The sequence below is a fragment of the Streptomyces africanus genome (assembly GCF_002150735.1).
GTDB lineage: Bacteria > Actinomycetota > Actinomycetes > Streptomycetales > Streptomycetaceae > Streptomyces > Streptomyces africanus.
In genome coordinates this window covers 17,799-41,711 of the sequence record NZ_MUKA01000069.1, presented here as the reverse complement: position 1 = coordinate 41,711, position 23,913 = coordinate 17,799, and the positions used below count along the sequence as shown (strand labels likewise).

At 70.1% G+C, this 23,913-nt stretch carries 21 protein-coding genes; 4 read left to right on the top strand and 17 right to left on the bottom strand.

The genetic code is table 11. From position 1 onward, the window contains the following. The 10 genes from CCL05_RS46055 to CCL05_RS10565 all read right to left on the bottom strand — a co-directional run. The coding region (locus tag CCL05_RS46055) for an alpha/beta hydrolase (protein ID WP_244204237.1) at window positions 1–363 on the bottom strand (363 nt) is incomplete at its 3' end. A 205-nt stretch (window positions 364–568) separates the two neighbouring features. Further along, on the bottom strand, window positions 569–1,351 hold the full coding sequence (pssA, locus tag CCL05_RS10605; RefSeq protein ID WP_037832427.1) for a CDP-diacylglycerol--serine O-phosphatidyltransferase: 783 nt from the start codon (window positions 1,349–1,351) through the stop codon (window positions 569–571). Between the two features lie 58 nt (window positions 1,352–1,409). Beyond that, window positions 1,410–2,066: a phosphatidylserine decarboxylase gene (locus tag CCL05_RS10600; protein ID WP_010038789.1), complete on the bottom strand. Its 657-nt coding sequence runs from the start codon at window positions 2,064–2,066 to the stop codon at window positions 1,410–1,412. A gap of 170 nt (window positions 2,067–2,236) precedes the next feature. Further along, window positions 2,237–3,442, bottom strand: a complete 1,206-nt coding sequence (locus tag CCL05_RS10595) for an acyl-CoA dehydrogenase family protein (protein ID WP_086560260.1) — start codon at window positions 3,440–3,442, stop codon at window positions 2,237–2,239. A gap of 2 nt (window positions 3,443–3,444) precedes the next feature. Beyond that, on the bottom strand, window positions 3,445–3,957 hold the full coding sequence (locus tag CCL05_RS10590) for a MaoC family dehydratase (RefSeq protein WP_086560262.1): 513 nt from the start codon (window positions 3,955–3,957) through the stop codon (window positions 3,445–3,447). A 5-nt stretch (window positions 3,958–3,962) separates the two neighbouring features. Continuing rightward, the gene (locus CCL05_RS10585) at window positions 3,963–4,925 is read right to left on the bottom strand and encodes an HpcH/HpaI aldolase/citrate lyase family protein (protein WP_086560259.1); all 963 of its coding nucleotides are present in this window, start codon (window positions 4,923–4,925) and stop codon (window positions 3,963–3,965) included. Then, the gene (locus CCL05_RS10580) at window positions 4,922–6,949 is read right to left on the bottom strand and encodes a protein meaA (RefSeq protein ID WP_086560258.1); all 2,028 of its coding nucleotides are present in this window, start codon (window positions 6,947–6,949) and stop codon (window positions 4,922–4,924) included. The genes CCL05_RS10585 and CCL05_RS10580 overlap by 4 nt, the downstream gene beginning before the upstream one ends. A 10-nt stretch (window positions 6,950–6,959) precedes the next feature. Beyond that, window positions 6,960–8,303 carry a crotonyl-CoA carboxylase/reductase gene (ccrA, locus tag CCL05_RS10575; protein ID WP_086560257.1) on the bottom strand — a complete coding sequence of 448 codons (1,344 nt, stop codon included), beginning with the start codon at window positions 8,301–8,303 and terminating at the stop codon, window positions 6,960–6,962. A gap of 379 nt (window positions 8,304–8,682) precedes the next feature. Continuing rightward, a complete protein-coding gene (locus CCL05_RS10570) occupies window positions 8,683–9,492 on the bottom strand; it encodes a TetR family transcriptional regulator (RefSeq protein WP_208641447.1) in 810 nt (269 codons plus the stop codon). Window positions 9,493–9,607: 115 nt separating this feature from the next. Further along, a complete protein-coding gene (locus CCL05_RS10565) occupies window positions 9,608–11,413 on the bottom strand; it encodes a 3-hydroxyacyl-CoA dehydrogenase family protein (RefSeq protein WP_086560255.1) in 1,806 nt (601 codons plus the stop codon). 391 nt (window positions 11,414–11,804) lie between these two features. On the opposite strand from CCL05_RS10565, the gene CCL05_RS10560 reads away from it, so the two are divergent. Further along, entirely contained in the window at window positions 11,805–12,380 is a 576-nt protein-coding gene (locus tag CCL05_RS10560) for an adenylosuccinate lyase (RefSeq protein ID WP_086560254.1), read from the top strand. Between the two features lies 1 nt (window position 12,381). On the opposite strand, the gene CCL05_RS10555 is transcribed toward CCL05_RS10560, so the two are convergent. The 6 genes from CCL05_RS10555 to CCL05_RS10530 all read right to left on the bottom strand — a co-directional run bounded on the left by CCL05_RS10555 (window position 12,382) and on the right by CCL05_RS10530 (window position 18,424). Beyond that, window positions 12,382–12,885: a GNAT family N-acetyltransferase gene (locus CCL05_RS10555; RefSeq protein ID WP_086560253.1), complete on the bottom strand. Its 504-nt coding sequence runs from the start codon at window positions 12,883–12,885 to the stop codon at window positions 12,382–12,384. Between the two features lie 87 nt (window positions 12,886–12,972). Next, a complete protein-coding gene (locus tag CCL05_RS10550) occupies window positions 12,973–13,701 on the bottom strand; it encodes an oxidoreductase (RefSeq protein WP_086560252.1) in 729 nt (242 codons plus the stop codon). 58 nt (window positions 13,702–13,759) lie between these two features. After that, complete coding sequence (locus CCL05_RS10545) at window positions 13,760–14,329, bottom strand: TetR/AcrR family transcriptional regulator (RefSeq protein WP_086560251.1); 570 nt, start codon at window positions 14,327–14,329, stop codon at window positions 13,760–13,762. Between the two features lie 78 nt (window positions 14,330–14,407). Then, entirely contained in the window at window positions 14,408–15,505 is a 1,098-nt protein-coding gene (locus CCL05_RS10540; protein ID WP_086560250.1) for a 4Fe-4S binding protein, read from the bottom strand. 169 nt (window positions 15,506–15,674) lie between these two features. After that, entirely contained in the window at window positions 15,675–17,252 is a 1,578-nt protein-coding gene (locus tag CCL05_RS10535; RefSeq protein WP_086560249.1) for an alpha/beta hydrolase, read from the bottom strand. 134 nt (window positions 17,253–17,386) lie between these two features. Next, a complete protein-coding gene (locus tag CCL05_RS10530; RefSeq protein ID WP_086560248.1) occupies window positions 17,387–18,424 on the bottom strand; it encodes an Rv2578c family radical SAM protein in 1,038 nt (345 codons plus the stop codon). A 171-nt stretch (window positions 18,425–18,595) separates the two neighbouring features. Here CCL05_RS10530 and CCL05_RS10525 point away from each other — a divergent pair, with 171 nt between their 5' ends. Beyond that, window positions 18,596–19,039, top strand: coding sequence for an SRPBCC family protein (locus CCL05_RS10525; RefSeq protein WP_020276619.1), 444 nt, complete (start codon window positions 18,596–18,598; stop codon window positions 19,037–19,039). Window positions 19,040–19,193: 154 nt separating this feature from the next. Next, window positions 19,194–21,584, top strand: a complete 2,391-nt coding sequence (locus CCL05_RS10520) for an MFS transporter (RefSeq protein WP_086560247.1) — start codon at window positions 19,194–19,196, stop codon at window positions 21,582–21,584. Between the two features lie 13 nt (window positions 21,585–21,597). On the opposite strand, the gene CCL05_RS10515 is transcribed toward CCL05_RS10520, so the two are convergent. Next, window positions 21,598–22,779, bottom strand: a complete 1,182-nt coding sequence (locus CCL05_RS10515; RefSeq protein ID WP_086560246.1) for a CdaR family transcriptional regulator — start codon at window positions 22,777–22,779, stop codon at window positions 21,598–21,600. Window positions 22,780–22,983: 204 nt separating this feature from the next. Between CCL05_RS10515 and CCL05_RS10510 the strand changes: the two genes are divergently transcribed. Next, window positions 22,984–23,913 carry a substrate-binding periplasmic protein gene (locus CCL05_RS10510; protein ID WP_086560245.1) on the top strand — a complete coding sequence of 310 codons (930 nt, stop codon included), beginning with the start codon at window positions 22,984–22,986 and terminating at the stop codon, window positions 23,911–23,913.

Sequence of the window (23,913 nt, the reverse complement as noted above, 5' to 3'; positions counted from 1 at the left end):
CGCCTGGAGGGGGTTGGGGACGAGGGCCTGCTGCTGGGCCGGGTTGGCGTTGCACGGCTCGTCCATCCTGGGGCGTGGCGACCGTCCGGAGCCCTGCAGGTCCATGAGGAAGACGTCGTAGCCGTCGTCCGCGAGTTCCTGTGCCCAGCTGTACCGGGTGGCGGAGCCGCCGGGCACCGGGGCGAGGTCGAACGCCGCCAGCGCCGGCACGCTTCTGCCGTGCAGCATCAGCACCGGCTTGTGCGCTTGGTTCGCCTTGGTGCCGTCGTACTCCCGTACGGGCAGGGTCACCGTGGTATTGAGATTCGCGGGGATCTGGGATTGGAGCGTGACGTGGTGTTCTGTCAGCGTGGGTGCGGACATGGCCGTCTCCCGGTGGCGGGAAGGGGGAGGAACTTTCTGACAACCCCCCTGACCCACCCTCCTCTTCCTGCATATGTCCCGCAAATCGGCCTTGAACAGGGGTAGTTGACCAGTCAAGGGCAAAAGGGAAATTCCCTTGAACGCGAAAACGGGTGTGGCCCGAGCCTTCGAGGCTCGGGCCACACCCGTCAGTGGTGGGAGAAGGTCAGGGCAGCTGCGCCGCCCGCGCCTCCCGCCGGTTGCCACGGAAGTTGTTCACCCGCCGGGCCGTCGCGAACAGCGGGATCACCGCCCCCATGACCAGCTGGAGCGCACAACCCGTCTGGAGCAGCAGCTGGCCGCTCGGGGCGTCGAAGGCCCAGGCCGCCATCATGCCCATGCCCACCACGATCCACGACAGCATCGCCACCGCGAGCCGCCCCCGCGGCTTCGGGTACTCCACGCGGCTCACCATCAGCCACGCCGTCCCCAGGATCGCCAGCAGCGTCGCCACGAACGGCAGCTCCAGCAGCACGATCGACACGACCGTCAGCGCGCCGAACGGTGATGGCATGCCCTGGAACGTGCCGTCCTTCACCGTGACGCACGAGAACCGCGCAAGCCGCAGCACCACCGCCAGCAGCACCACGATCGCCCCGACCGCCGCGACCCGCTGGTACGCGCCCTCCGCCACCATGCCGTAGACGAGGACGAAGTACGCCGGCGCCAGGCCGAAGCTGATCAGGTCGGAGAGGTTGTCCAGCTCGGCGCCCATGGGGGAGGAGCGCAGCTTGCGCGCCACCAAGCCGTCGAACAGGTCGAAGACCGCCGCGCACAGCATCAGGATGACCGCCGTGGCCGCGCTGTTGCGCGCCATGCCGGACTCCTGGCTGCCCATGAGGTCCGGGATCAGGATGCCGGTGGTGGTGAAGTACACCGCCATGAAGCCGCACGTGGCGTTGCCGAGCGTCAGGGTGTCCGCTATCGAGAGGCGCAGAGAGAGGGGCATCTCCTCTTCTTCGTCGACCTCGTCGGCCTCCGGGACCCAGCCGGCCTTGGTGTCAGGATCAATCACGGTCAATGCGAGTCACCCCAGCCACGGTCTTCTGTCCCACCTCGACCGCGACCTCCACACCCTCGGGCAGGTAGAGGTCGACCCGCGAGCCGAAGCGGATCAGGCCGATCCGCTCGCCCTGCTCGACCTTGGTGCCCTGGGGCACGTAGGGAACGATGCGGCGGGCGACCGCGCCGGCGATCTGGATCATCTCGATGTCGCCGAGCTCGGTGTCGAAGTGCCAGACGACACGCTCGTTGTTCTCGCTCTCCTTGTTGAAGGCGGGAACGAAGCCACCGGGCACGTGCTCGACCGACGTCACCGTGCCGGCCAGCGGCGCGCGGTTGACGTGGACGTTGAGCGGGCTCATGAAGATCGCGACGCGGGTGCGGCCGTCCTTCCACGGCATGATGCTCTGCACCACACCGTCTGCGGGCGAGATGACCCGGCCCTGGGTGATCTCGCGCTCGGGGTCGCGGAAGAACCACAGCATCCCCGCCGCGAGCGCGGTGGCGGGAACGGCGACGGCCTTCGCGGCGCCGGAGCGGCGAGCGCGGGCCAGGCTGAGGGCTGCGGTGGCGACGGTAGGAAGGAGCCACGGCGATGCTCCGCGCGCGAGGCGTACGCCGGCCCGGCTGTCGCGAGGTGCAGAGGTTTGGCTGTGGGGCATGGATGACCTTCGTAGCGGATGATGCCGCACTCTGACGGGGGACGGCGGCTTTCCGGCGATCGTAGCGGCTCGGGGCCCTAACTGGGTAAGCCAGGCAGCCGAGTCGGCGGCCGAAGAGTGCTGACGGGGTGTGATCTTCTTCTCCAAGAAAACACCCCGTATCCGGACATCTAGCCCTGGAATCGATACTCCTCGAGCAGCCGCCTGCCGATGATCATTTTCTGGATCTCGGCGGTACCTTCACCGATGAGCAGCATCGGAGCCTCACGGTAGAGGCGCTCGATCTCGTACTCCTTGGAGAAGCCGTAGCCGCCGTGGATCCGGAAGGCGTCTTCCACGACCTCTTTGCAGTACTCGGAGGCGAGGTACTTCGCCATCCCAGCCTCAAGGTCGTTTCGCTCACCGGAGTCCTTTTTGCGTGCCGCGTTCACCATCATCGCATGCGCGGCCTCGACCTTGGTAGCCATCTCCGCCAGCTTGAACTGGATGGCCTGATGCTGGGCGATCGGCTTCCCGAACGTGTGACGCTGCTGCGCGTACGCGACGCCCAGCTCGAACGCACGCTGAGCGACGCCACAGCCACGCGCCGCCACGTTGACGCGGCCGACCTCGACGCCGTCCATCATCTGGTAGAAACCACGGCCGGTGACCCCGCCGAGCACACGATCGGCAGGAATCCGCAGGCCGTCCATGATGAGTTCGGTGGTGTCGACGCCCTTGTACCCCATCTTGTCGATCTTGCCGGGGATGGTGAGGCCGGGCCGGACCTCGCCGAAACCCGGCTCCTTCTCGACCAGGAAGGTCGTCATCGACTTGTGGGGCGCGGTGCCCTCGGGGTGACCTTCGTCACTTCGTACCAGAACGGCCACGAGAGACGACGTCCCGCCGTTGGTCAGCCACATCTTCTGGCCGTTCAGGACGTACTCGTCGCCGTCCTTCACCGCCTTCGACGTGATCGCCGACACGTCCGAGCCGAGGGCCGGCTCCGACATCGAGAACGCGCCGCGGATGTCGCCGGCCGCCATCCTGGGCAGGAAGTGGTCCTTCTGCTCCTGCGTGCCGTGCTGCTTGAGCATGTACGCCACGATGAAGTGCGTGTTGATGATGCCGGACACCGACATCCACCCGCGGGCGATCTCCTCCACGCACAGCGCGTACGTCAGGAGCGACTCGCCCAGACCCCCGTACTCCTCGGGGATCATCAGGCCGAACAGGCCCAGCTCCTTCAGCCCGTCGACGATCGCTTGCGGGTATTCGTCGCGGTGCTCCAGCTCGGTCGCGACCGGGATGATCTCCTTGTCCACGAAGTCCCGGACGGTGGAGAGGATCTCCTGCTGGATGTCCGTCAGACCGGCGGTCTGGGCGAGTCGCGCCATGGCTACTTCTCCTGCTCCTTGAGCTCGGGGCGGCCCGGCTGCTCGCCGCCGCGCTCCTTGATGTACGTCTCGGTCGGCACCATCACCTTGCGGCGGAACACGCAGACCAGCGTGCCGTCCTGCTTGTAGCCCTTGGTCTCGACGTGCACGATGCCGCGGTCGTTCTTCGACTTCGACGGCCACTTGTCGAGCACGGTCGTCTGGCCGTAGACCGTGTCGCCGTGGAAGGTCGGCGCCACGTGCTTGAGCGACTCGATCTCCAGGTTGGCGATCGCCTTGCCGGAGATGTCCGGCACGGACATGCCGAGCAGCAGCGAGTAGATGTAGTTCCCGACGACGACGTTCCTGCCGAAGTCAGTCGTCTTCTCCGCGTAGTTCGTGTCCATGTGGAGCGGGTGGTGGTTCATCGTGAGGAGACAGAACAGGTGGTCGTCGTACTCCGTGACCGTCTTTCCCGGCCAGTGCTTGTACGTCGCGCCGACCTCGAACTCCTCGTACGTGCGTCCGAACTGCATCGCCGTCACGCCTCCGGGATCTCGAACTTGCTGGTGCGCTGCATGCCGGCGACGCGTCCCTTGCCGGAGATGACCAGGGCCATCTTGCGGCTGGCCTCGTCGATCATCTCGTCGCCGAGCATCGCGGAGCCCTTCTTGCCGCCCGCCTCGGACGTGTAGTAGTCGTACGCGTCCAGGATCAGCTCGGCGTGGTCGTAGTCCTCCTGGGACGGCGAGAAGATCTCGTTGGACGCCTCGACCTGGCCCGGGTGCAGCACCCACTTGCCGTCGAAGCCGAGCGCTGCGGCGCGCTGGGCGACCTCGCGGTAGCCGTCGATGTTGCGGATCTGCAGGTAGGGGCCGTCGATCGCCTGGAGGTTGTTGGCGCGGGCGGCCATCAGGATCTTCATCAGGATGTAGTGGTAGGCGTCCGCCGGGTAGCCGGGCGGCTGCTCGCCCACGACCAGCGACTTCATGTTGATCGAGGCCATGAAGTCGGCCGGGCCGAAGATGATCGTCTCGACGCGCGGGGAGGCCTGCGCGATCTCGTTGACGTTGTTCAGACCCTGCGCGTTCTCGATCTGCGCCTCGATGCCGATCCGGCCGACCTCGAAGCCCATCGTCTTCTCGATCTGCGTCAGCAGCAGGTCGAGGGCGACGATCTGCTGGGCGTCCTGCACCTTCGGCAGCATGATGCAGTCGAGGTTGGGGCCGGCGCCCTCGACGACCGTGACGACGTCCCGGTACGTCCATTCGGTCGTCCAGTCGTTGACGCGCACGACGCGCGTCTTGCCCGTCCAGTCGCCCTCGTTGAGGAACTTGACGATGGTGTGCCGCGCCTCGGGCTTGGCGAGCGGGGCGCACGCGTCCTCCAGGTCGAGGAAGACCTGGTCGGCGGGGAGGCCCTGCGCCTTCTCCAGGAAGCGGGGGTTCGAGCCCGGTACCGCCAGGCAGGAACGCCGGGGGCGAAGGCGGTTGACCGTGGTCATGCGGAGACCTCCAGGGGGTCGAGCGTGTTCGCTTTCCGGATCTCGTCGACGATGCGGCCGATGATTCCGGTGATGTCGAAGTCCTTCGGGGTGAAGACCGCGGCCACTCCGGCTGCCCTGAGCTGCTCGGCATCCCCGTTCGGGATGATGCCACCGGCGATCACCGGGATGTCTGTGGCACCGGCCACACGCAGCCGTTCGAGCACGTCCGGCACCAGCTGGGCGTGCGAGCCGGACAGGATGGACAGGCCGACCGCGTGCACGTCCTCGGCGAGGGCCGCGTCCACGATCTGCTCGGGGGTGAGCCGGATGCCCTGGTAGACCACCTCGAAGCCGGCGTCCCGCGCGCGCACGGCGATCTGCTCGGCGCCGTTGGAGTGGCCGTCCAGGCCCGGCTTGCCGACCAGGAAGCGCAGCTTGCCCACGCCCAGGTCCTTGGCCGTCAGATCCACCTTGCGGCGGACCAGGGCCAGCGTGCTGCCCTCCTCGGCGGGGACGGCGACCGGCGCCGAGGAGACGCCCGTGGGCGCCCTGAACTCGCCGAACACCTCGCGCAGGGCCCCGGCCCACTCGCCGGTCGTGACCCCGGCGCGGGCGCACTCCAGGGTGGCCTCCATGAGGTTCTCGGTGCCCCGGGCGGCCTCCTTCAGCCGCTCCAGGGCCTTGCAGGGCCGCGGGTGGTTGAAGGGCGGCTGGTAGCGGCTGTCGCGCCACTGCTGGAGCGAGGCGATGACGCGGGCCTCGACCTCCGGGTCGACCGTCTGGATCGCGGTGTCCAGGTCGGCGGTCAGCGGGTTCGGCTCGGTGCCCTCGAAGGCGTTGACACCGATGATCTTCTCCTGGCCGGACTCGATCCGGCCCCGGCGCTCCGCGTGCGAGGCGACCAGCTGCGACTTGAGGTAGCCGGACTCGACGGCCGCCATCGCGCCGCCCATCTCCTGGATGCGGTCGATCTCCGCGAGCGAGGCCTCGACCAGTTCGTCCACCTTCGCCTCGATGACCTTCGAGCCCTCGAAGATGTCGTCGTACTCCAGCAGATCGCTCTCGTACGCCAGCACCTGCTGGATGCGCAGCGACCACTGCTGGTCCCAGGGGCGGGGCAGGCCGAGCGCCTCGTTCCAGGCGGGGAGCTGCACGGCACGCGCGCGGGCGTCCTTGGACAGCGTCACGGCCAGCATCTCGAGCACGATCCGCTGGACGTTGTTCTCCGGCTGCGCCTCCGTCAGGCCCAGGGAGTTGACCTGGACGCCGTAGCGGAAGCGGCGGTGCTTGGGGTTCTCGATCCCGTAGCGCTCACGGGTGATCCGGTCCCAGATGCGGCCGAACGCCCGCATCTTGCACATCTCCTCGATGAAGCGGACGCCCGCGTTCACGAAGAAGGAGATCCGGCCGACGACGTCGCCCATGCGCTCCTGCGGCACCTGGCCGGAGTCACGGACCGCGTCCAGCACGGCGATCGCGGTGGACATCGCGTACGCGATCTCCTGGACCGGTGTGGCGCCCGCCTCCTGCAGGTGGTAGCTGCAGATGTTGATCGGGTTCCACTTCGGGAGGTGGGAGACCGTGTACGCGATCATGTCCGTCGTCAGGCGGAGGGAGGGGCCCGGGGGGAAGACGTGCGTCCCCCGGGACAGGTACTCCTTGACGATGTCGTTCTGGGTCGTGCCCTGGAGCTTGGTGATGTCCGCGCCCTGCTCCTCGGCGACGACCTGGTAGAGCGCCAGCAGCCACATGGCCGTGGCGTTGATGGTCATCGAGGTGTTCATCTGCTCCAGGGGGATGTCCTGGAACAGCCGGCGCATGTCACCGACGTGGGCGATCGGCACGCCGACCCGGCCGACCTCGCCGCGGGCGAGGATGTGGTCGGAGTCGTAGCCGGTCTGTGTCGGCAGGTCGAACGCCACCGACAGACCCGTCTGGCCCTTGGCGAGGTTGCGCCGGTACAGCTCGTTGGACGCCTCGGCCGTGGAGTGACCGGCGTAGGTCCGCATGAGCCACGGACGGTCCTTCTGACGCTCTGTCATCCAGCAGCCCTCAGATGTTCCGGAAGCGGTTGATGGCGTCGATGTGCCGGGCGCGCTTCTCCTGGTCGCGCACGCCCAGGCCCTCCTCGGGGGCCATGCACAGCACACCGACCTTGCCCTGGTGGAGGTTGCGGTGGACGTCGTAGGCGGCCTGGCCGGTGTCCTGAAGGGAGTACACCTTCGACAGGGTGGGGTGGATCTTGCCCTTCGCGATGAGCCGGTTGGCCTCCCAGGCCTCGCGGTAGTTGGCGAAGTGCGAGCCGATGATGCGCTTCAGTGACATCCACAGGTAGCGGTTGTCGTACTCGTGCATGTAACCCGAGGTGGAGGCGCAGGTGGTGATGGTGCCTCCCTTGCGGGTGACGAAGACGCTCGCGCCGAAGGTCTCGCGGCCGGGGTGCTCGAAGACGATGTCGATGTCCTCCCCGCCGGTGAGCTCGCGGATGCGCTTGCCGAAGCGCTTCCACTCCTTCGGGTCCTGCGTGTGCTCGTCCTTCCAGAACTTGTAGTCCTCGGCGGTGCGGTCGATGATCGCCTCGGCGCCCATGGACCGGCAGATCTCCGCCTTCTGCTCGCTGCTGACGACGCAGATGGGGTTGGCACCGCCGGCCAGCGCGAACTGCGTGGCGTAACTGCCGAGTCCGCCGCTCGCGCCCCAGATGAGCACGTTGTCGCCCTGCTTCATGCCGGCGCCGTTGCGGGAGACCAGCTGCCGGTAGGCGGTGGAGTTGACCAGGCCCGGGGCGGCGGCCTCCTCCCAGCTGAGGTGGTCCGGCTTGGGCATCAGCTGGTTGGACTTGACCAGCGCGATCTCGGCGAGGCCGCCGAAGTTGGTCTCGAAGCCCCAGATGCGCTGCTCGGGGTCGAGCATCGTGTCGTTGTGGCCGTCGCTGGACTCCAGCTCGACGGAGAGGCAGTGCGCGACGACCTCGTCGCCGGGGTGCCAGGCGTTGACGCCGGGTCCGGTGCGCAGGACGACGCCGGCGAGGTCGGAGCCGATGATGTGGTACGGCAGGTCGTGGCGCTTGGCCAGCTCGCTGGTGCGGCCGTAGCGCTCCAGGAAGCCGAACGTCGACAGCGGCTCGAAGATCGACGTCCACACCGAGTTGTAGTTGACCGAGGAGGCCATGACGGCCACCAGTGCCTCGCCCGGGCCCAGCTCGGGCAGCGGCACCTCGTCCAGGTGGATCGACTTGCGGGGGTCCTTGTCGCGCGTGGTGAGCCCGGCGAACATCTCCGTCTCGTCCTTGTGCACGGTGATCGCGCGGTACGACTCGGGGAGCGGGAGGGCGGCGAAGTCCTCCGACGTGGAGTCGGGCGACTGGATCGCGGCCAGGATGTCCTTAACGGTCACGGTGTTGCCTCCGGCGGTGAGCGCCCTGAGGGAGGGGCGCCGATGGGTACGTCGGTGCTGCTGAGGGTTGAGGGTGTGCCGTCGGTTCGGCGGTGGTGCTGTTCGGCAGCGCTGGTGGCGCGGGAGGTTGCCTGTGACGCAGGCGTCCGGGCGGGCAGGCGCTGGGCTTGCTGGGACGTCGCCCGGACCTCTTCAACGTATGACACCGCGTGTCACCTCGCAAGGCACTGAGTGCCAGAACTTGCTCTCAGATGAAATCTTTACGTAACACATGAGCGATGATCGATCGAACGGCCTCGTCAAGGGCCTGCAAAACGGCCCCTGACATGCCAAAACGGCCACCCCGTGGGGTGGCCGTCATCACAGGAGCGGGAGTCGCTCAGCGCTCCTTGAGCGCCTGCTCGATCGTCCGCATGACCTCGTCGAGCGGGGCGTCGGTGCGGGCGACCGTGACCAGCACCTCGCCCTGTGCCGAGGCCGTGGCCGCGGCCGGCTGCGTCTCCGTGGAGCGCCCGGCCCCGATCCCCGTGCCGAACGTCTTGCGCACGATCGCGAAGGCGTGGTCCAGCTGCGCCTCCACGTCCCCCTGGCCGCCCGCCCGCAGCCAGCGCCGCAGGACGTGGTTGTGGGCGGTGACCACGGCGGACGCGGCGACCTCCGCGAGCAGCGGGTCGTCGTTGGCGTCGTCGGCGTGCGCGCGCTCGTCGAAGTGGCCGAGGAGATAGCGGGTGAACAGGCGCTCGTAGCGGGCCACCGACGCGATCTCCGCCTCGCGCAGCGTCGGCACCTCGCGCGTCAGCTTGTAGCGGGCGACCGAGATCTCCGGCCGGGCCGCGTACATCTTCATGACTTCCTTGATGCCGCGGCACACCGTGTCGAGCGGATGCTCGTGCGCGGGCGCGGCGTTGAGCACCGCCTCGGCCCGGACCAGGGTGTCGTCGTGGTCGGGGAAGATCGCCTCTTCCTTGGAACGGAAGTGGCGGAAGAAGGTGCGGCGGGCGACGCCGGCCTGGGCCGCGATCTCGTCGACGGTGGTCGCCTCGTACCCCTTGGTCGCGAACAGCTCCATCGCGGCGGCCGCGAGTTCCCGGCGCATCTTGAGCCGCTGGGCGGCGGCACGAGAGCCTGCGGCACTTTCCGGCGCGTCGGTCGTAGCTGGTGTACGTGAGGACTTGGCGGGCTGGGACATGCCCTGAACGTACTGCATGTGCGCAGCTCGCTGCGCATGGCCTGGTTCGTGGAACCGGTCCGGGCCGAGCAGGCCGCCCCACTCCGCGCCGGACCGGAACCAGTCGCCGGGACCCTCAGCGCTTGGCATATTCGCGGAAGCCACGGCCGGTCTTGCGGCCGAGGCAGCCCGCGGCCACCAGGTGCTCCAGGAGCGGTGCCGGGGCGAGCCCCGGGTCGCGGAACTCGCGGTGCAGGACCTTCTCGATGGCGAGCGAGACGTCGAGCCCGACGACGTCCAGCAGCTCGAACGGGCCCATCGGGTAACCGCCGCCCAGCTTCATCGCCGCGTCGATGTCGTCGAGCGACGCGTAGTGCTCCTGCACCATCTTGATCGCGTTGTTCAGGTACGGGAAGAGCAGCGCGTTCACGATGAAGCCCGCGCGGTCCCCGCAGTCGACCGGGTGCTTCCTGATCCGGCCGCAGACCTCGCGGACCGTGGCGTGGACGTCGTCGGCCGTGAGCACCGTACGGACGACCTCGACCAGCTTCATGGCCGGCGCCGGGTTGAAGAAGTGCATGCCGATCACGTCCTGCGGCCGTGACGTGGCCCGGGCGCAGGCGACGACCGGCAGGGACGAGGTGGTAGTGGCCAGGACCGCGCCCGGCTTGCAGACCTTGTCCAGCGCGGCGAACAGCTGCCGCTTGACCTCCAGGTCCTCGGCGACCGCCTCCACGGCCAGGTCGACGCCGGCGAAGTCGTCGTAGGTGCCCGTCGGTGTGATGAGGTCCAGGGTCCGCGCGGCGGCCTCGGCGGTCATCCGGCCCTTGTCGACCGAGCGGGACAGGGACGTGCCGATGCGGGCCTTCGCGGCCTGGGCCTTCTCCTCGCTGCGAGCGGCGAGGACGACCTCGTACCCGGCCTTGGCGAACACCTCGGCGATACCGGAGGCCATGGTGCCCGAGCCCGCGACACCGACCGAGCGGACCTCCCGGCCCGGGGCCAGGCTGCCGCCCTCCAGCGGGGTCAGCGCGTCCCGCACGACGGTGCCGCTGCCCGGCGCCTCGTACGTGTAGAACCCGCGCCCCGCCTTGCGGCCGGTCAGGCCCGCCTCGCTCAGCTGCTTGAGGATCGGCGCCGGGGCGTGCAGCCGGTCGCGGGACGCGGCGTACATCGCCTCCAGGACCGTGCGCGCTGTGTCGACACCGATGAGGTCGAGCAGCGCCAGCGGGCCCATCGGCAGGCCGCAGCCCAGCCGCATCGCGGCGTCGATGTCCTCACGGGAGGCGTACTTCGCCTCGTACATCGCGGCCGCCTGGTTGAGGTAGCCGAACAGCAGGCCGTCGGCGACGAACCCGGGGCGGTCGCCGACCGCGACGGGTTCCTTGCCCAGGTCGAGGGCGAGATCGGTGACCGCCGTGACGGCGGCCGGCGCGGTCAGCACCGAGGAGACGACCTCGACCAGCCGCATCGCCGGGGCCGGGTTGAAGAAGTGCAGGCCGAGCACCCGCTCCGGACGGGCCGAGTCGGCGGCGAGCCGGGTGACCGACAGGGCGTTGGTGCCCGTCGCCACGATCGTCTCGGGGCGCACGATCCCGTCCAGTTCCCGGAAGATCTGCTGCTTGATCTCGTACGACTCCGGCACCACCTCGATGACCAGGTCGGCATCGGCCGCGGCCCGCAGGTCGGTGGAGGTACGGACGCGCTCCAGGATCTGCGCGCGGTCCTGCTCGGTCAGCCGGCCGCGCTCGACGCCACGGGCGGTGGAGGACTCCAGGGCGGCGACGCACTTCGCGGCCTGGGCCTCACTGATGTCGATGCCGACGACCTCGCGGCCGGCCTGGGCGAGGACCTCGGCGATGCCGGTGCCCATCGTGCCGAGGCCGACGACGGCGATGGTGCGCAGCGGGGACAGGGACGGGTCGGACAGGGGAGTGGCCATCGCGGGACTCCAGGATGAGGGTGACGACGGGAAACACGCCCGGGTGCGCCGAGTACGGCCCGGCAGGAGCCGGGTCTCGGGCGCACCGGGTGCGTGAGAAGTGCGGGTGCTGGCCGGGCTGCTGAGCGCACACGCCCGGTGCCGTCGGGCCGGGCGTGCACACGCCCGGTGAACGGCGGTTCCGACCGGCCCTGTCCCGGGGCCGAGCCGTACTGCGGTACCGAGGTACCGAACCGACTGCTCTCACGGTGGCCGCGTCACCAGACCGCCGCGAGGAGATGCGAGTGGGTAACTCGCTCGTCTGAGCTTAACTGGCGGGTAACGAGCGCGCCAGCCCTCGTGTTTGTGATGTGCGTCCCGCGCAGCTCACGCCACCTCTAATCTCTCAGGCATGGACGAAGAGTTGCGATCACTCACGGAGCGCTTACGGCAGGAGTCGGGGGCGTCGCCCGTCTTCGAGCGGCTCGTGGCGACCGACGACCTCGACGCCCTGGCCGCGGTGCTGACCGAGCCCGGGCAGCCCCTGTGGGCGCGGGAGCTGGCCGCCTTCCGGCTGGGACTCGCCGGTGACCGGCGGGCCTTCGAGTCCCTGGTGCTGCTGCTCAACCACCGTGACCCGCCGCGCTGCGCCTGTGCCGCCCACGCCCTCGCCCGCCTCGGTGACCCGCGCACCGCCCGCGCGGCCGCCGCCCTCGCCACCAACGAACTGCGCGTCGCCTACGCCCTGCACCCCGTCCGGCTCCTGGTCGACCTGCGCGCCCCGGAGGCCGTGCCCGCCCTGATCACCACCCTCCAGCGACGGCTGCGCCCGCACGACCCGTACCGCCGGGTGGCCCTCGCCTGCGTGGACGGGCTGGGCAGGCTGGGCGACGCCCGGGCCAGGCCCGTGCTGAACGAGGCCCTCGCGCATCCGGTGCTGGCGGAGGCGGCGGTGCGGGCGCTGGGGCGGATTCCGAAGCAGAGGTGAGTCAGCCGGGGAGTGCGCGTGCGTACCGCACTTCCGGGACCGTGACACCGTCCACCTCGAAGGGCTCCTCCGCGCCGTCCGCCTCGAAGCCGGCCCGTTCGTAGAAGCGGCGGGCCCGGCCGTTGCCCTTGAGGACCCACAGGAGCAGACGGCCGTGACCCGCGGCGGCGCAGCGCGCGACGGACTCGGCGAGCAGGGCCTGCCCCGTGCCCTGCCCCAGGTGTTCCGGATGGACGTAGACGGCGTACAACTCCGCGTCGTGGGTGAGGAGTTCACCGTCCCGGTACGGGCCGTGGCAGGCCCAGCCGACGACCTCGCCGCCGACGACCTCGGCGACCAGGTTCACCACGCCGGCGCCGGCCTGGGCCAGGTGCCCGCGGCGGCGCTCGGCGTCCTCCGCGACACTGAGCCCGTCCAGGTACGACTGCGGTATCAGCCCCCGGTACGCGCTCTGCCAGCCGCGGACGCGGATCTCGGCGACGCGGTCGCAGTCGGCGAGCGTCATCTCCCGTATCCGGAGCCTGTGTGTCCTGGTCGACTCATTCACGAGCCCATGGTGGACCACGTCCGGGACTCGGTTCTCGGGCGGGTCTCAGCCGGCCGGCTTGTTCAGCTTGCGGATCTGCTTGTCGAAGGCCCGGGCGGGAACGAAGCGGCGCAGTGTGCTCGCGCGTCCGGCCACGGGGCCGGCGGTGTAGCGCAGTTTCGGCCGCGCGTCGGTCGCTGCCGCGACGATCACCTTGGCGACGACGGCGGGGGCGTCGCCGCCCTTGATCGCCTCTGCCATCAGGCGGTCGAAGGTGTGCCGCTGCTTCGCGTAGACCTGCAGGGGCGTGTCGGGCCGCGCGCTGTCGGCCTCGAATCCCGTCCTGGTGTAGGCGGGTTCGACGAGAAGCGCCCGGACGCCGTACTCACGGACCTCGTGGTCCAGGGACTCGGTGTAGCCCTCGATCGCGTGCTTGGAGGCGGCGTAGACGGCCATGTAGGGCGAGGGGATGAGCCCGACCACGGACGAGAGGTTGATGATGCGCCCGCGTCCCTGGGCGCGCATGTGCGGCAGGACCTCCTTCACCATGCGCATGACCCCGAAGACGCCCTGGGCCTGCGCGACGGAGGTTTCCTCGGCCGCGCCCATCGAGCCGACGCCGGCGTTGTCGACCAGGACGTCGATCCGCCCGAACCGCTTGATCACCTGCTGGACCGCGGCGGCTGCCGAGGCGTCACCGGCCACGTCGAGGTCGAGGAACGTCACACCGCCGAGCGGGGCGACGCGCGAGGTGTCGCGGCTCGTGCCGATCACGTCGAAACCTGTTGCGGCCACTTCCACCGTAAACCGATCGGTTTCCGCACGCAGGGCCACCGGCCGGAAGGGCGCTGCGTCAGCGCACGCCGGCCGCGTCGAGCAGGGTGGTCACTGTGGGTGCGATGAGTCCCGTGAGCTTGTCGGCTCCGATCCCCGCACGGGCGCTGGCGCCGTCGAAGACCAGGCTGAGCTGCCGGGCCAGCAGGTCGGGGTCGCTCGCCCCGCCCTGTTCGGCCTCGGAACGGAAGAACCCCGTCAGGTTCGCCTTGATCCGGTGGGCCACCCGGCTCGCGGGGTGGCTCTGATCCTTCAGTTCGATCTGCACGGCCAGGTACCGGCAGCCCCGGAACTCGGGCGCACCCGCCTGTGACTCCACCTGCTCGAAGACGTGCAGGATCCGCTCGCGGGGTGACCGGCCGTCGTCCGCCGGCGGCAGGAGGCTCGCCACGAAGGCGGAGGCGCGCTCCTCCAGGCTGACCGCCAGCAGTTCGTCCTTGCTCTCGAACAGCTGGTACAGGGAGCGCTTCGACACCCCCGCCGCCTTGCACAGCGCCTCGACGCCGATACCGACACCGTCCCGGTAGGTGAGCGTGGCCGCCGCCTCCAGCAGCCGCTCTCTGGTGCTTGGCTTCACTTCGGTGGTCATACCGCGAGGTTAACCCCGTGTGCGAGAAATGAAAACTGATCGGTTTTTTCAGGGCGTGCCGGGAGTGGCCGGTCTCCGCTACGCCGTGACGGCGGGTGCCGGGGGCTGCCAGCCGCCGGTGACTTCCTTGACGGGTTTGTGGGGGAAACGGCGCTCGGCGTACTCCTGCGCGTGTGAGCCCGGCAGGACGTAGAGGGTCTCCTTCTTGTCCTGCAGCGGTCGCAGCACGGTGTCCATGAACGTCTTGCGGTCCTCCAGGTAGGGGCCCAGGACGTCCTCGCCGCCGGGGCAGACGGCCATGCAGTAGCCGGACTTGTAGCCGGGGGGCGAGGAAAGGCTCTGCCACATCGAGGCGCTCTCGGAGTCGGTGACCCGGGAGCGGTAGTCGGCGGCGTCCTCGCTGTCGGCCACGGTCTGTGCCCAGTCGGTGAACCCGCTCATGAACTCGCGGTAGTTGTGCGTGGTGCAGGCCAGCGCGTCGAACGCCCCGTCCTTGCTGATGGCGCCGACCGGGCAGGCGGCGACGCACAGCTTGCAGTCGATGCACGGGTTGTAGTCCAGCGCCTGCCCGTACTCGCTCACCTCGGCGTCCACGAGGACGGTGGCCAGCAGGATGAAGTTGCCGAACTTCGGGTGGATGACGTTGCGGTGCAGGCCCATCACGCCGAGCCCCGCGGCCACGGCGACCGTCTTGTGCGCCACCACCCAGATCCGCTCGCTGGGGAAGTGGTCCATCTCCTGCGGGAAGCCGACCGACGGATTGAGTGCGCGGTAGCCGGCGTCCTGCAGTGCCCGGGTGACGCTGCGGGCGGCGTGGTTGGCCAGTTCGTCGGTCTGGTGGAACTCCTGGTTGGCCACGCTGCGGGCGGGGGAGCGGCAGTTGTCGCGGTTCATCCGGACCGCCAGCGCGATCAGCGTGCGGGTGCCGGGCAGCGCGGACTGTGCGTGCTCGCGCTCGCCGGCCAGGTCGGGGTGGTCCAGGCTGACCGCGGCGGCGTCGTCCGCACCGGCCGTCAGGCACAGGTCGCGCAGCCAGTCCGCGTCGATCACCGCCGGCGGGCTCGCGACGTCACCTGCCGCGCGCCGGGCGATCACGGCCCGCACGGATGGATGGTCGGCCAGTTTCGCCGGAAGCCTGAGGTCCGGCTCTCCCTCGGCGCCGCGCGCGGTAGTCATCCGACACTCCTGCTGATCTCGTCCCGGCTCGCCCGCGAGGGCGAGAAGCCGATCGGTTTCGGCCTCACCGTAAACCGATCAGTTTTCGCGCGCAAGGTCGCGTCGGCGGCACGGCCGCCAGGAGCGCCTCCCGGGTGCATGCCGGTACGAGGTGCCGGGCCCGCAGCTCTCAGCCGCGGAAGCCGAGCAGGCGGTGCAGGGTCGAGCCGCGGGCGGACATCGACGCCGCCTTCGAGGTCAGCGGCTTGGGGTCCGGCAGGGCGTCGCACACCGCGTCCCGCGTGCCGACGCCGCGCGGCACGGTGCCGTCGGACAGGTAGGTCGCCAGGTACTTGTCCAGGCAGGCGTTCCCGCTCAGCGTGATGCCGTGGTTGCCGCCGCCCTGCTCGACCACCAGGCTGGAGCGCGCCAGCAGGTCGTGGACGGTGACACCGCCCTCGTACGGGGTGGCCGCGTCGTTCGTCGCCTGGAACAGCAGGGCCGGCGGCAGCTCGGCGTTGGCGATGCCCACCGGCTGCGCCGAGTCGGTCGGCCAGAACGCGCACGGTGCGTTGTACCAGGCGTTGTTCCAGGTCATGAACGGTGCCTTCTCGTACGCCGCCCAGTTGTCCTTGCGCCACTGGTGCCAGTCGCGCGGCCAGAAGGCGTCCCGGCACTGCACCGAGGTGTAGATGCTGTAGCTGTTGTCGTCGGCGGCGTCGACCGCGCCGAAGTGCTTGTACACCTCGACCAGCGGGCCGGTGTTCTTGTGGTTCACGTACGCCGCGAACGCCTCCGCCAGGTAGGGCCAGTAGCCGTTGTAGTAACTGCCCGGGACGAAGGTGTCCTCCAGCTCCGCGGCACCCACCTTGCCGCCCGCCGGATCCTTGGCGAGGGCCGCCCGCATCGCGTACCACGTGGCTTCGATCTTCTCCGGATCGGTGCCGAGCCCGTACCTCGCGTCGTACTTGGCGACCCAGGCCATGAAGGCGCGGTGGCGGTCGTTGAAGGCGTGGTCCTGGTTGAGGTTGGCGGTGTACCACACGTCGGTGGGGTCGGCGATCGAGTCCAGGACCAGGCGCCGGACCCGCTGCGGGTACAGCTTGGCGTAGACCGCGCCCAGGTAGGTGCCGTACGAGTAACCGAAATAGTTGACCTTCGAGGCGCCCAGTGCCTGCCGGATCGATTCGATGTCGTGCGCGGCGCTGACCGTGTTGATGTACGGCAGCAGATGACCGTACTTCCTGTTGCAGGCGGCGGCGAAGGACTTGGCGCGGGCGAGGTTGGCCCGCTCGACCTCGGGCGTGGCCGGTACGGAGTCCGGGCGCACCGGGCCGAAGTGGCCGGGCTTGCAGTCGAGGGCGGGCTTGCTCGCGCCCACTCCGCGCGGGTCGAAGCCGATGATGTCGTACTGGGCCGCGACCTCCTTGGGCAGCGAGTGCGCGACAAAACCGGCGAGCGTCAGACCGTCGCCGCCGGGACCGCCGGGGTTGACCAGCAGCGGGCCCTGGAACGTCGCGGCGGTGTGCGGGACGCGGGAGAGCGCGAGGGTGATCTGCCGGCCGTGCGGGTTCGCGTGGTCCAGCGGCACCTTGAGGGACGCGCACTGGAGCCTCGGATAGTCGGTGGTGCCGCACTTCTTCCAGCTGGGTTTGGCAGCGCGAAAGGTTTCTGCGGAGTGCGGTGCGCTCGCCTCGGCGGGCACGGCCGTAAGGCTCCCGGCCAGCGCGACGGCGGCGCCGCACAGCACGGCTGCGCGTGTTCTCATGGAGTCCTTCCAGGACGGAGGGCGCGGGCCGCGGGGTTCACGGTCCTCGCCGATTCGTCCCGGCAAGCGGCTCTGGAAGAACGTGTTCCGTCAAGACTTGACCCGATTGGGCCGCTGGATGCGCTCGAACGCTCCTATATGAGCGACAGTTGGGTCGGTTCGGACGCCGGCGGCCCGGTCGGCTCGGGCGGCCGGATCCGGCGCGGCGTCTGTGCGCGCGTGGGCCCGATGCCGTACTCCTCGGCCAGTTCGTGCACCTGACGGGTGATCCGGCGCTGGTACCACTTCGGGGCGTAGGAGCCCTCCGCGTACAGCCGCCGGTAGCGGGGCACCAGGTGCGGGTGGTGCTGCTCCAGCCAGGCCATGAACCACTCGCGGGCGCCGGGCCGCAGATGCAGCACCAGCGGGGTGACGGACGTGGCGCCGGAGGCCGCGATCGCCCGCACGGTATCCCGCAGTTGGGCCGGCTGGTCGCTCAGGAACGGGATCACCGGCGCCATCAGCACCCCGCAGCCGATGCCGTGCTCGCCGAAGGTCCGTACGACCTCCAGGCGCCGCTCGGGCGCGGGCGTGCCCGGTTCGACGGTGCGCCACAGCTCCTGGTCGGTGAAGCCGACCGAGACGGAGATGCCGACGTCGGTCACCTCCGCGGCCTGCTCGATCAGATCCAGGTCGCGCAGGATGAGTGTGCCCTTGGTCAGGATCGAGAAGGGGTTCGCGTGGTCGCGCAGGGCCGAGATGATGCCCGGCATCAGGCGGTAGCGGCCCTCGGCGCGCTGGTAGCAGTCGACGTTCGTGCCCATCGCGATGTGCTCGCCCTGCCAGCGGCGCGAGCCGAGCTGCCGGCGCAGCAGCTCCGGCGCGTTGGTCTTGACCACGATCTGGGAGTCGAAGCCCAGGCCCGTGTCGAGGTCGAGGTAGCTGTGCGTCTTGCGCGCGAAGCAGTACACACACGCGTGCGAGCAGCCGCGATAGGGGTTGACCGTCCACTGGAACGACATCCGGGAGACCGCCGGCACCCGGTTGATGATCGACCGGGCCCGGATCTCGTGGAAGGTGATCCCGCGGAACTCCGGCGTGTCGAAGGTACGGGTGGTCACGGCGTCCGCGCCGAACAGCGCGGTGTCGGCCCGGCCGTGTTCGGAGTCCTCGGTGAGGTTGTCCCAGCGCATGACGCCTCCTCGGTAGCACTGACCACAGAATAGAACACATGTTCCCTTGATCGTGCGAGGGTGTTTTCCGAACGGGTGCGACCGGGTTGGGCGACCCCGATTTGGGGGGCCGGGCAGCGGGGTGGTTGGCTTGCCCCCGACCCCCGAGAAACCATGTCCTGGAGGAAAGCGATGGCGCAGGTCGAGGCCACTACGGAGCGGATCGTCGCGGCGGACGCGGAGACGGTGTTCGACGCCCTCGCCGACTACAGCGGCACGCGCGCGAAGCTGCTGCCCGAGCAGTTCAGCGAGTACGAGGTCCGCGAGGGCGGTGACGGCGAGGGCACCCTCGTCCACTGGAAGCTCCAGGCCACCAGCAAGCGCGTGCGCGACTGCCTCCTGGAGGTCAGCGAGCCCACCGACGGCGAGCTGGTGGAGAAGGACCGCAACTCCTCCATGGTCACCACCTGGCGGGTCACCCCGGCCGGCGACGGCAAGTCCCGGGTCGTCGTGACCACCACCTGGACCGGCGCCGGCGGCATCGGCGGCTTCTTCGAGAAGACCTTCGCGCCCAAGGGTCTCGGCCGGATCTACGACGCGCTGCTCGCCCGGCTCGCCGCCGAGGTCGAGAAGTAGCCCCCCAAGGTCCAAACATCCAGGGGCCGTTGTGCCCCTCACCGGTTCGGGTGATCTCCGTACGGTTCGCTCCTGTGCCGTAACTCGTCGCGCTTGCTCGTAGTTGTCGCTTTTACGCGGGAATGGTGCGGCAGCGCGACGAGGGGAGCGGTAGGTGGGCGGGATCACTCTGGCGCAGGACGAACCGGCGGTGGCACCTCCCGAACCCCCCTCCCCGCCACCGGCACCGGCCGCCGAACTGAGCCCGCGCAGAGTGCGGTTGGTCTTCCTCGCGCTCATGCCGGCCCTGCTCCTCGCCGCCCTGGAGCAGATGATCGTCGCCACCGCGCTCCCGAAGATCGTCGGTGAGCTGCATGGCCTGGACCGGATGTCCTGGGCGATCACCGCCTACCTGCTCACCGCGACCGTCGGACTGCCGGTCTACGGCAAGCTCGGTGACCTGCTCGGCCGCAAGGGCGTCTTCCAGTTCGCGATCGTCGTCTTCGTCGCCGGCTCCGCGCTCGCGGGCCGGGCGCAGACCATGGACCAGCTGATCGCGTTCCGTGCCCTCCAGGGCGCCGGTGCCGGCGGCCTCATGATCGGTGTCCAGGCGATCATCGCGGACATCGTGCCCGCCCGGCAGCGGGGCCGCTACCTGGGCCTGATCGGCGCCGCCTTCGGACTCGCCTCCGTGGCCGGCCCCCTGCTCGGCGGTTACGTCACCGACCATCTCTCCTGGCGCTGGTGCTTCTACGTCAACGTGCCCTTCGGCCTGGTCACCCTGGCCGTCGTCGGCGTCGCGCTGAAGCTGCCGAAACCGGCGGGCAAGGCCCGGCTGGACCTCCTCGGCGCGCTGTTGCTGACCGCCGCCTCCACCTGCCTGGTCCTGCTGACCAGTTGGGGCGGCACGGAGTACGCCTGGGACTCGCGCGTGATCCTCGGCCTCGGCGCGGGAGCGGCCGTGGCGACCGTCCTCTTCCTCGTCGCCGAACACTTCGCCGCCGAACCCCTCATCCCGCTGCGGCTGTTCAGGGACTCCGTCTTCAACGTCACCGGCCTGGTCGGCCTGGTGACCGGAGCCGGGCTGTTCGGCGCCGCCAGCTATCTGCCGACCTACCTCCAGATGGTCGACGGGGTCTCCGCCACCGAGTCGGGCCTGCTCATGCTGCCCATGACGGCCGGCATCGTCGGCGCCTCGGTCATCGCCGGACAGCTCATCAGCCGCACCGGCCGCTACAAGGCCTACCCGATCCTCGGCTGCGCCCTCTCCGCCATCGGCATGTGGCTGCTCTCCCGCCTCGACACCGACACGCCCCGGCTGCACTACGGCATCTGGACGGCCGTCCTCGGCGCCGGCATCGGCATGGTGATGCCGGTGCTGATCCTCGCCGTGCAGAACTCCGTCCGTCCCGGCGACCTGTCCACCGCCACCAGCGCCAACAACTACTTCCGGCAGATCGGCGGCAGCGTCTCGGCCGCCCTCTTCGGCACGTTCCTCGCCGGCCGGCTCACCGACGCCCCGGCCCACCACCTGCCCAGGCGCGCGGGCGACCGGCTCCCCGACCCCGAGTCCCTCACCCCGCAGCTCGTGCACGCCCTGCCCCCGGGGCTGCGCGACGGCTACATCGGGGCGTACGCCGACGCCATGCCGCGGATCTTCCTCCACCTGGTGCCGGTGCTGGCCCTCGGGCTGGTCATCGCCCTCTTCCTCAAGGAGAAACCCCTGGTGTCCCACCACGCATCCGTCACCGACCCGGACACGGAGCCGGGGAGCACCTCCATTCCGCAGGCCCGCGCTCCGCACACCGCCGGGGTCCCCGTCTGCGGCTCGGTGCAGCACCACGACGGGACCGTCGTGCCCCGCGCGGCCCTCACGCTCATCGACGTCACCGGGCAGCAGACCGGACGCGGCGCGAGCGGCGAGGACGGGCGCTACGCGCTGGCCACCCCGGGTCCCGGCTCGTACGTGCTGATCGCCGCCGCGGGCGGCCACCAGCCGCAGGCGGTCTCCGTGACCGTCGGCGAACGCCCCGTCGAACTGGACATCGTCCTCGGCGGCGCGGGGAACCTCGTGGGCAGCGTGGTCACGGCCGACGGCACCCCCGTACGGGACGCCGGCGTCACCCTCACCAATGTGCACGGCGAGGTCGTGGCCACCACCCGCAGCGGCCGCGACGGCGGCTACGTCATCACCGACCTGGTGGCCGGCGAGTACACCCTCGCCGCCAGCGCCCCCGCCTTCCGCCCGGCCGCGCTGCCCGTCACCGTGCAGGCCGCCCGCGAGACCCGCCGGGACATCGAACTGGCCGGCGGCGCCGTCCTGCGCGGCACCGTCCGGGCGGGCGGCGGCCGGCCCGTGGAGGACGCGCGCGTGACCCTGCTGGACGTCGCCGGCAACGTCGTCGACACCCTCACCACCGGCCCCGACGGCAGATTCCGCTTCATCGACCTGTCCTCCGGCGAGTACACCGTCATCGCCGCCGGTTACCCGCCCGTCGCCACCGTGCTCCAGGTGGCCGGAGGCGGTCGCAGCGAACGGGACCTCCAGCTCGGGCACGAGGACTGAACCGGCCGGACGGTCAGCGGTCCGGGCCGCCCAGCCGGTCGGCCAGGCACGCCAGGTACAGGGCCATGGCCGTCCGGTGCTCGCGCAACGGGCGGCCGGTGAGCTGCTCGATCTTGTTCATGCGGTAGACGACGGTGTTGCGGTGGATGTGCAGCGCCGTCGACGCCCGTACGAGGTTGAAGCCGCTCTCGCACCAGGCGGTGATCGTGTCGCGCAGGACCGGCCAGTCCGGCTGCTCCCGCAGCCGCGCTGCGGTCAGGTCGAGCAGCCGGGTGCGGGCGGACTGGCTCACCGCCGCCAGGAGCTGGTGGACCCGCAGATCGCCGATCGCGTGGACGGTGGAGCCGCCGTCCACCCGGACGCCCAGGCGCAGCGCGTCGCAGGCGTCCTGGTAGGAGTCGTGCAGAGCGCCGACCGACGTGGCCGGTTCGCCGATGCCCGCGCGGGCGGTGAGCCCGTCCTGGGCGGCGATGACGTCCGTGACGCGGCGGCAGTCGGCGGCCGGGGCGTCCGCCGGGGCCCGGGCCGGGAGCCGGTGCAGGACGCCGATCCAGCCGGGAGCCGTGCCGGCGACGATGTCCTGCGGGTCGGCGAAGACGTCGCGGACCGTCCGCAGCAGCTCCGAGCGGACCAGCGCCACGTCCCGGGCCCGGCCGCCCCGACGGGCGCCCGGGTCGGGCACGGTCACCTCGAAGGCCACCGCGACCCGGCGCAGCCGCAGGTCGAAGCCGAGGTCGGCGGCCCGGAACAGCAGCAGGTCCCCCTCCACGACCAGCGGGTCGTACGCGGCGATGTCGGTGAGCAGTTTCTCGGCCGCCCGCTCGGCGAGCAGCCGCGAGCGCAGCATCACCGACTCCCGGATCAGGATCTCCGTCTGCCGCTTCACCAGCAGTCCGAAGCGGCCCACCTGCGCCGGGGTGCCGGTGATCCCGACGGTCCCCACCGCCCGTCCGTCCGTGACCAGGGGCAGGGTGATCCCGGGCCGGACCCCGCGCAGCGACTGGGCCTGAGAGGCGTTGTGCGTGGCGGGTTCCTTGGTGCGGACGACCTCGACGGACGCCTCGTGGAAGGTGCCCACGCGGCTGCTGTCGCCGCTGCCGATGACCATGCCCTCCGCGTCGGTGATCAGCACGTTGAAGCCGATGACCGCGGAGGTGTCCCCGGCGATCTCCTGCGCGAGTGACGGGCTCAGCATGGGCGATTCCTCCCGCCAGGGGCGGTCCGGGTTGGACGCACCGTACAGGGGAGGCAGGGATCGCGGCGACAAGTTCGTACGAAGTGAACGGTGACGCGTGGCGGGCCTGTGCCTAGCGTATGGGCCTCATCACCTCCCCGCCGGGAGCACAGTGTCCGGTGAATCGGCGGGATCCTTCAGCACCGAGACGGAAGGCCCGAGCCGATGATCCGTGCGCGCTCGCTCGCTCTCGCTTTGTCCGCGATGCTCCTGATGTCCACCGCCGCCTGCGGCTCGGGCGGGGACGACGCCCCGAAGAACGTGTCCGCCGAGACCGCCGCGCTCGGCACCCTCACGCCCGGCGTCCTCAAGGTCGCCGTCCAGCCCTACGCCCCGTACACCAGCGTCCAGGGCGGGAGAATCGTCGGACTCGACGGCGACATCCTCGCCTACGCGGCCAAGAAGCTGGGCCTGAAGGTCGAGCCGGAGGTGACGGACTTCGCCGGCATGCTCGCCGGGGTGCAGTCCCGCCGGGTCGACATCACCGTCGGCGGCGTCGCCTGGTCCGCCGACCGGCAGAAACAGGGGCTGTTCACCGATCCGCCCTACTACTCGCCCCCGGCGATGGCCGTCCGCAGCGGCAAGACGTACAAGACGGTCGGGGACCTGGAGGGCCTGAACCTGGGCACGGTCGAGGGCTACGTCTGGGTCAAGTCCATCCAGGCCGTGCCCGGAGCCAAGCTGCACGCCTACCCCGACGCCAACGGTGTCTTCGACGACCTGGGCGCGGGCCGGGTCGACGTCGGCTTCCTCGACCCGCTGATCATCATCGCGGCGCAGAAGCAGCGTCCGGAGCTGAAGATCGACACCCAGTACCTGACGCCGCCGACCGCCGCGCAGGTCGAGGCCAAGCCCGCCTACGCGTACTTCCAGCCGTACCAGACCGGCTTCTACCTGCCGAAGAAGGCCACCAAGCTGGAGCGGGCGATCTCCGCGCAGATCGACGCCATGTACAGGAACGGCGAGCTGGACAAGCTCGTCCGCAAGTACGGCGGCGACCCGAAGCAGTTCCTCGTGCCCGCAGCCGATGTCGCCACGGCCCGCCGCGGCGTGGACCGTCCCAAGAACTGGACGCCCCCGTCCCTCGCCCAGTGA

Coding starts and splice junctions, on each gene's coding strand:
- pssA (WP_037832427.1), bottom strand. CDS start 1,351: ATGCCCCTCTCTCTGCGCCTCTCGATAGCGGACACCCTGACGCTCGGC.
- CCL05_RS10600 (WP_010038789.1), bottom strand. CDS start 2,066: ATGCCCCACAGCCAAACCTCTGCACCTCGCGACAGCCGGGCCGGCGTA.
- CCL05_RS10595 (WP_086560260.1), bottom strand. CDS start 3,442: ATGGCGCGACTCGCCCAGACCGCCGGTCTGACGGACATCCAGCAGGAG.
- CCL05_RS10590 (WP_086560262.1), bottom strand. CDS start 3,957: ATGCAGTTCGGACGCACGTACGAGGAGTTCGAGGTCGGCGCGACGTAC.
- CCL05_RS10585 (WP_086560259.1), bottom strand. CDS start 4,925: ATGACCACGGTCAACCGCCTTCGCCCCCGGCGTTCCTGCCTGGCGGTA.
- CCL05_RS10580 (WP_086560258.1), bottom strand. CDS start 6,949: ATGACAGAGCGTCAGAAGGACCGTCCGTGGCTCATGCGGACCTACGCC.
- CCL05_RS10570 (WP_208641447.1), bottom strand. CDS start 9,492: ATGTCCCAGCCCGCCAAGTCCTCACGTACACCAGCTACGACCGACGCG.
- CCL05_RS10565 (WP_086560255.1), bottom strand. CDS start 11,413: ATGGCCACTCCCCTGTCCGACCCGTCCCTGTCCCCGCTGCGCACCATC.
- CCL05_RS10560 (WP_086560254.1), top strand. CDS start 11,805: ATGGACGAAGAGTTGCGATCACTCACGGAGCGCTTACGGCAGGAGTCG.
- CCL05_RS10555 (WP_086560253.1), bottom strand. CDS start 12,885: ATGACGCTCGCCGACTGCGACCGCGTCGCCGAGATCCGCGTCCGCGGC.
- CCL05_RS10545 (WP_086560251.1), bottom strand. CDS start 14,329: ATGACCACCGAAGTGAAGCCAAGCACCAGAGAGCGGCTGCTGGAGGCG.
- CCL05_RS10540 (WP_086560250.1), bottom strand. CDS start 15,505: ATGACTACCGCGCGCGGCGCCGAGGGAGAGCCGGACCTCAGGCTTCCG.
- CCL05_RS10535 (WP_086560249.1), bottom strand. CDS start 17,252: ATGAGAACACGCGCAGCCGTGCTGTGCGGCGCCGCCGTCGCGCTGGCC.
- CCL05_RS10530 (WP_086560248.1), bottom strand. CDS start 18,424: ATGCGCTGGGACAACCTCACCGAGGACTCCGAACACGGCCGGGCCGAC.
- CCL05_RS10525 (WP_020276619.1), top strand. CDS start 18,596: ATGGCGCAGGTCGAGGCCACTACGGAGCGGATCGTCGCGGCGGACGCG.
- CCL05_RS10515 (WP_086560246.1), bottom strand. CDS start 22,779: ATGCTGAGCCCGTCACTCGCGCAGGAGATCGCCGGGGACACCTCCGCG.
- CCL05_RS10510 (WP_086560245.1), top strand. CDS start 22,984: ATGATCCGTGCGCGCTCGCTCGCTCTCGCTTTGTCCGCGATGCTCCTG.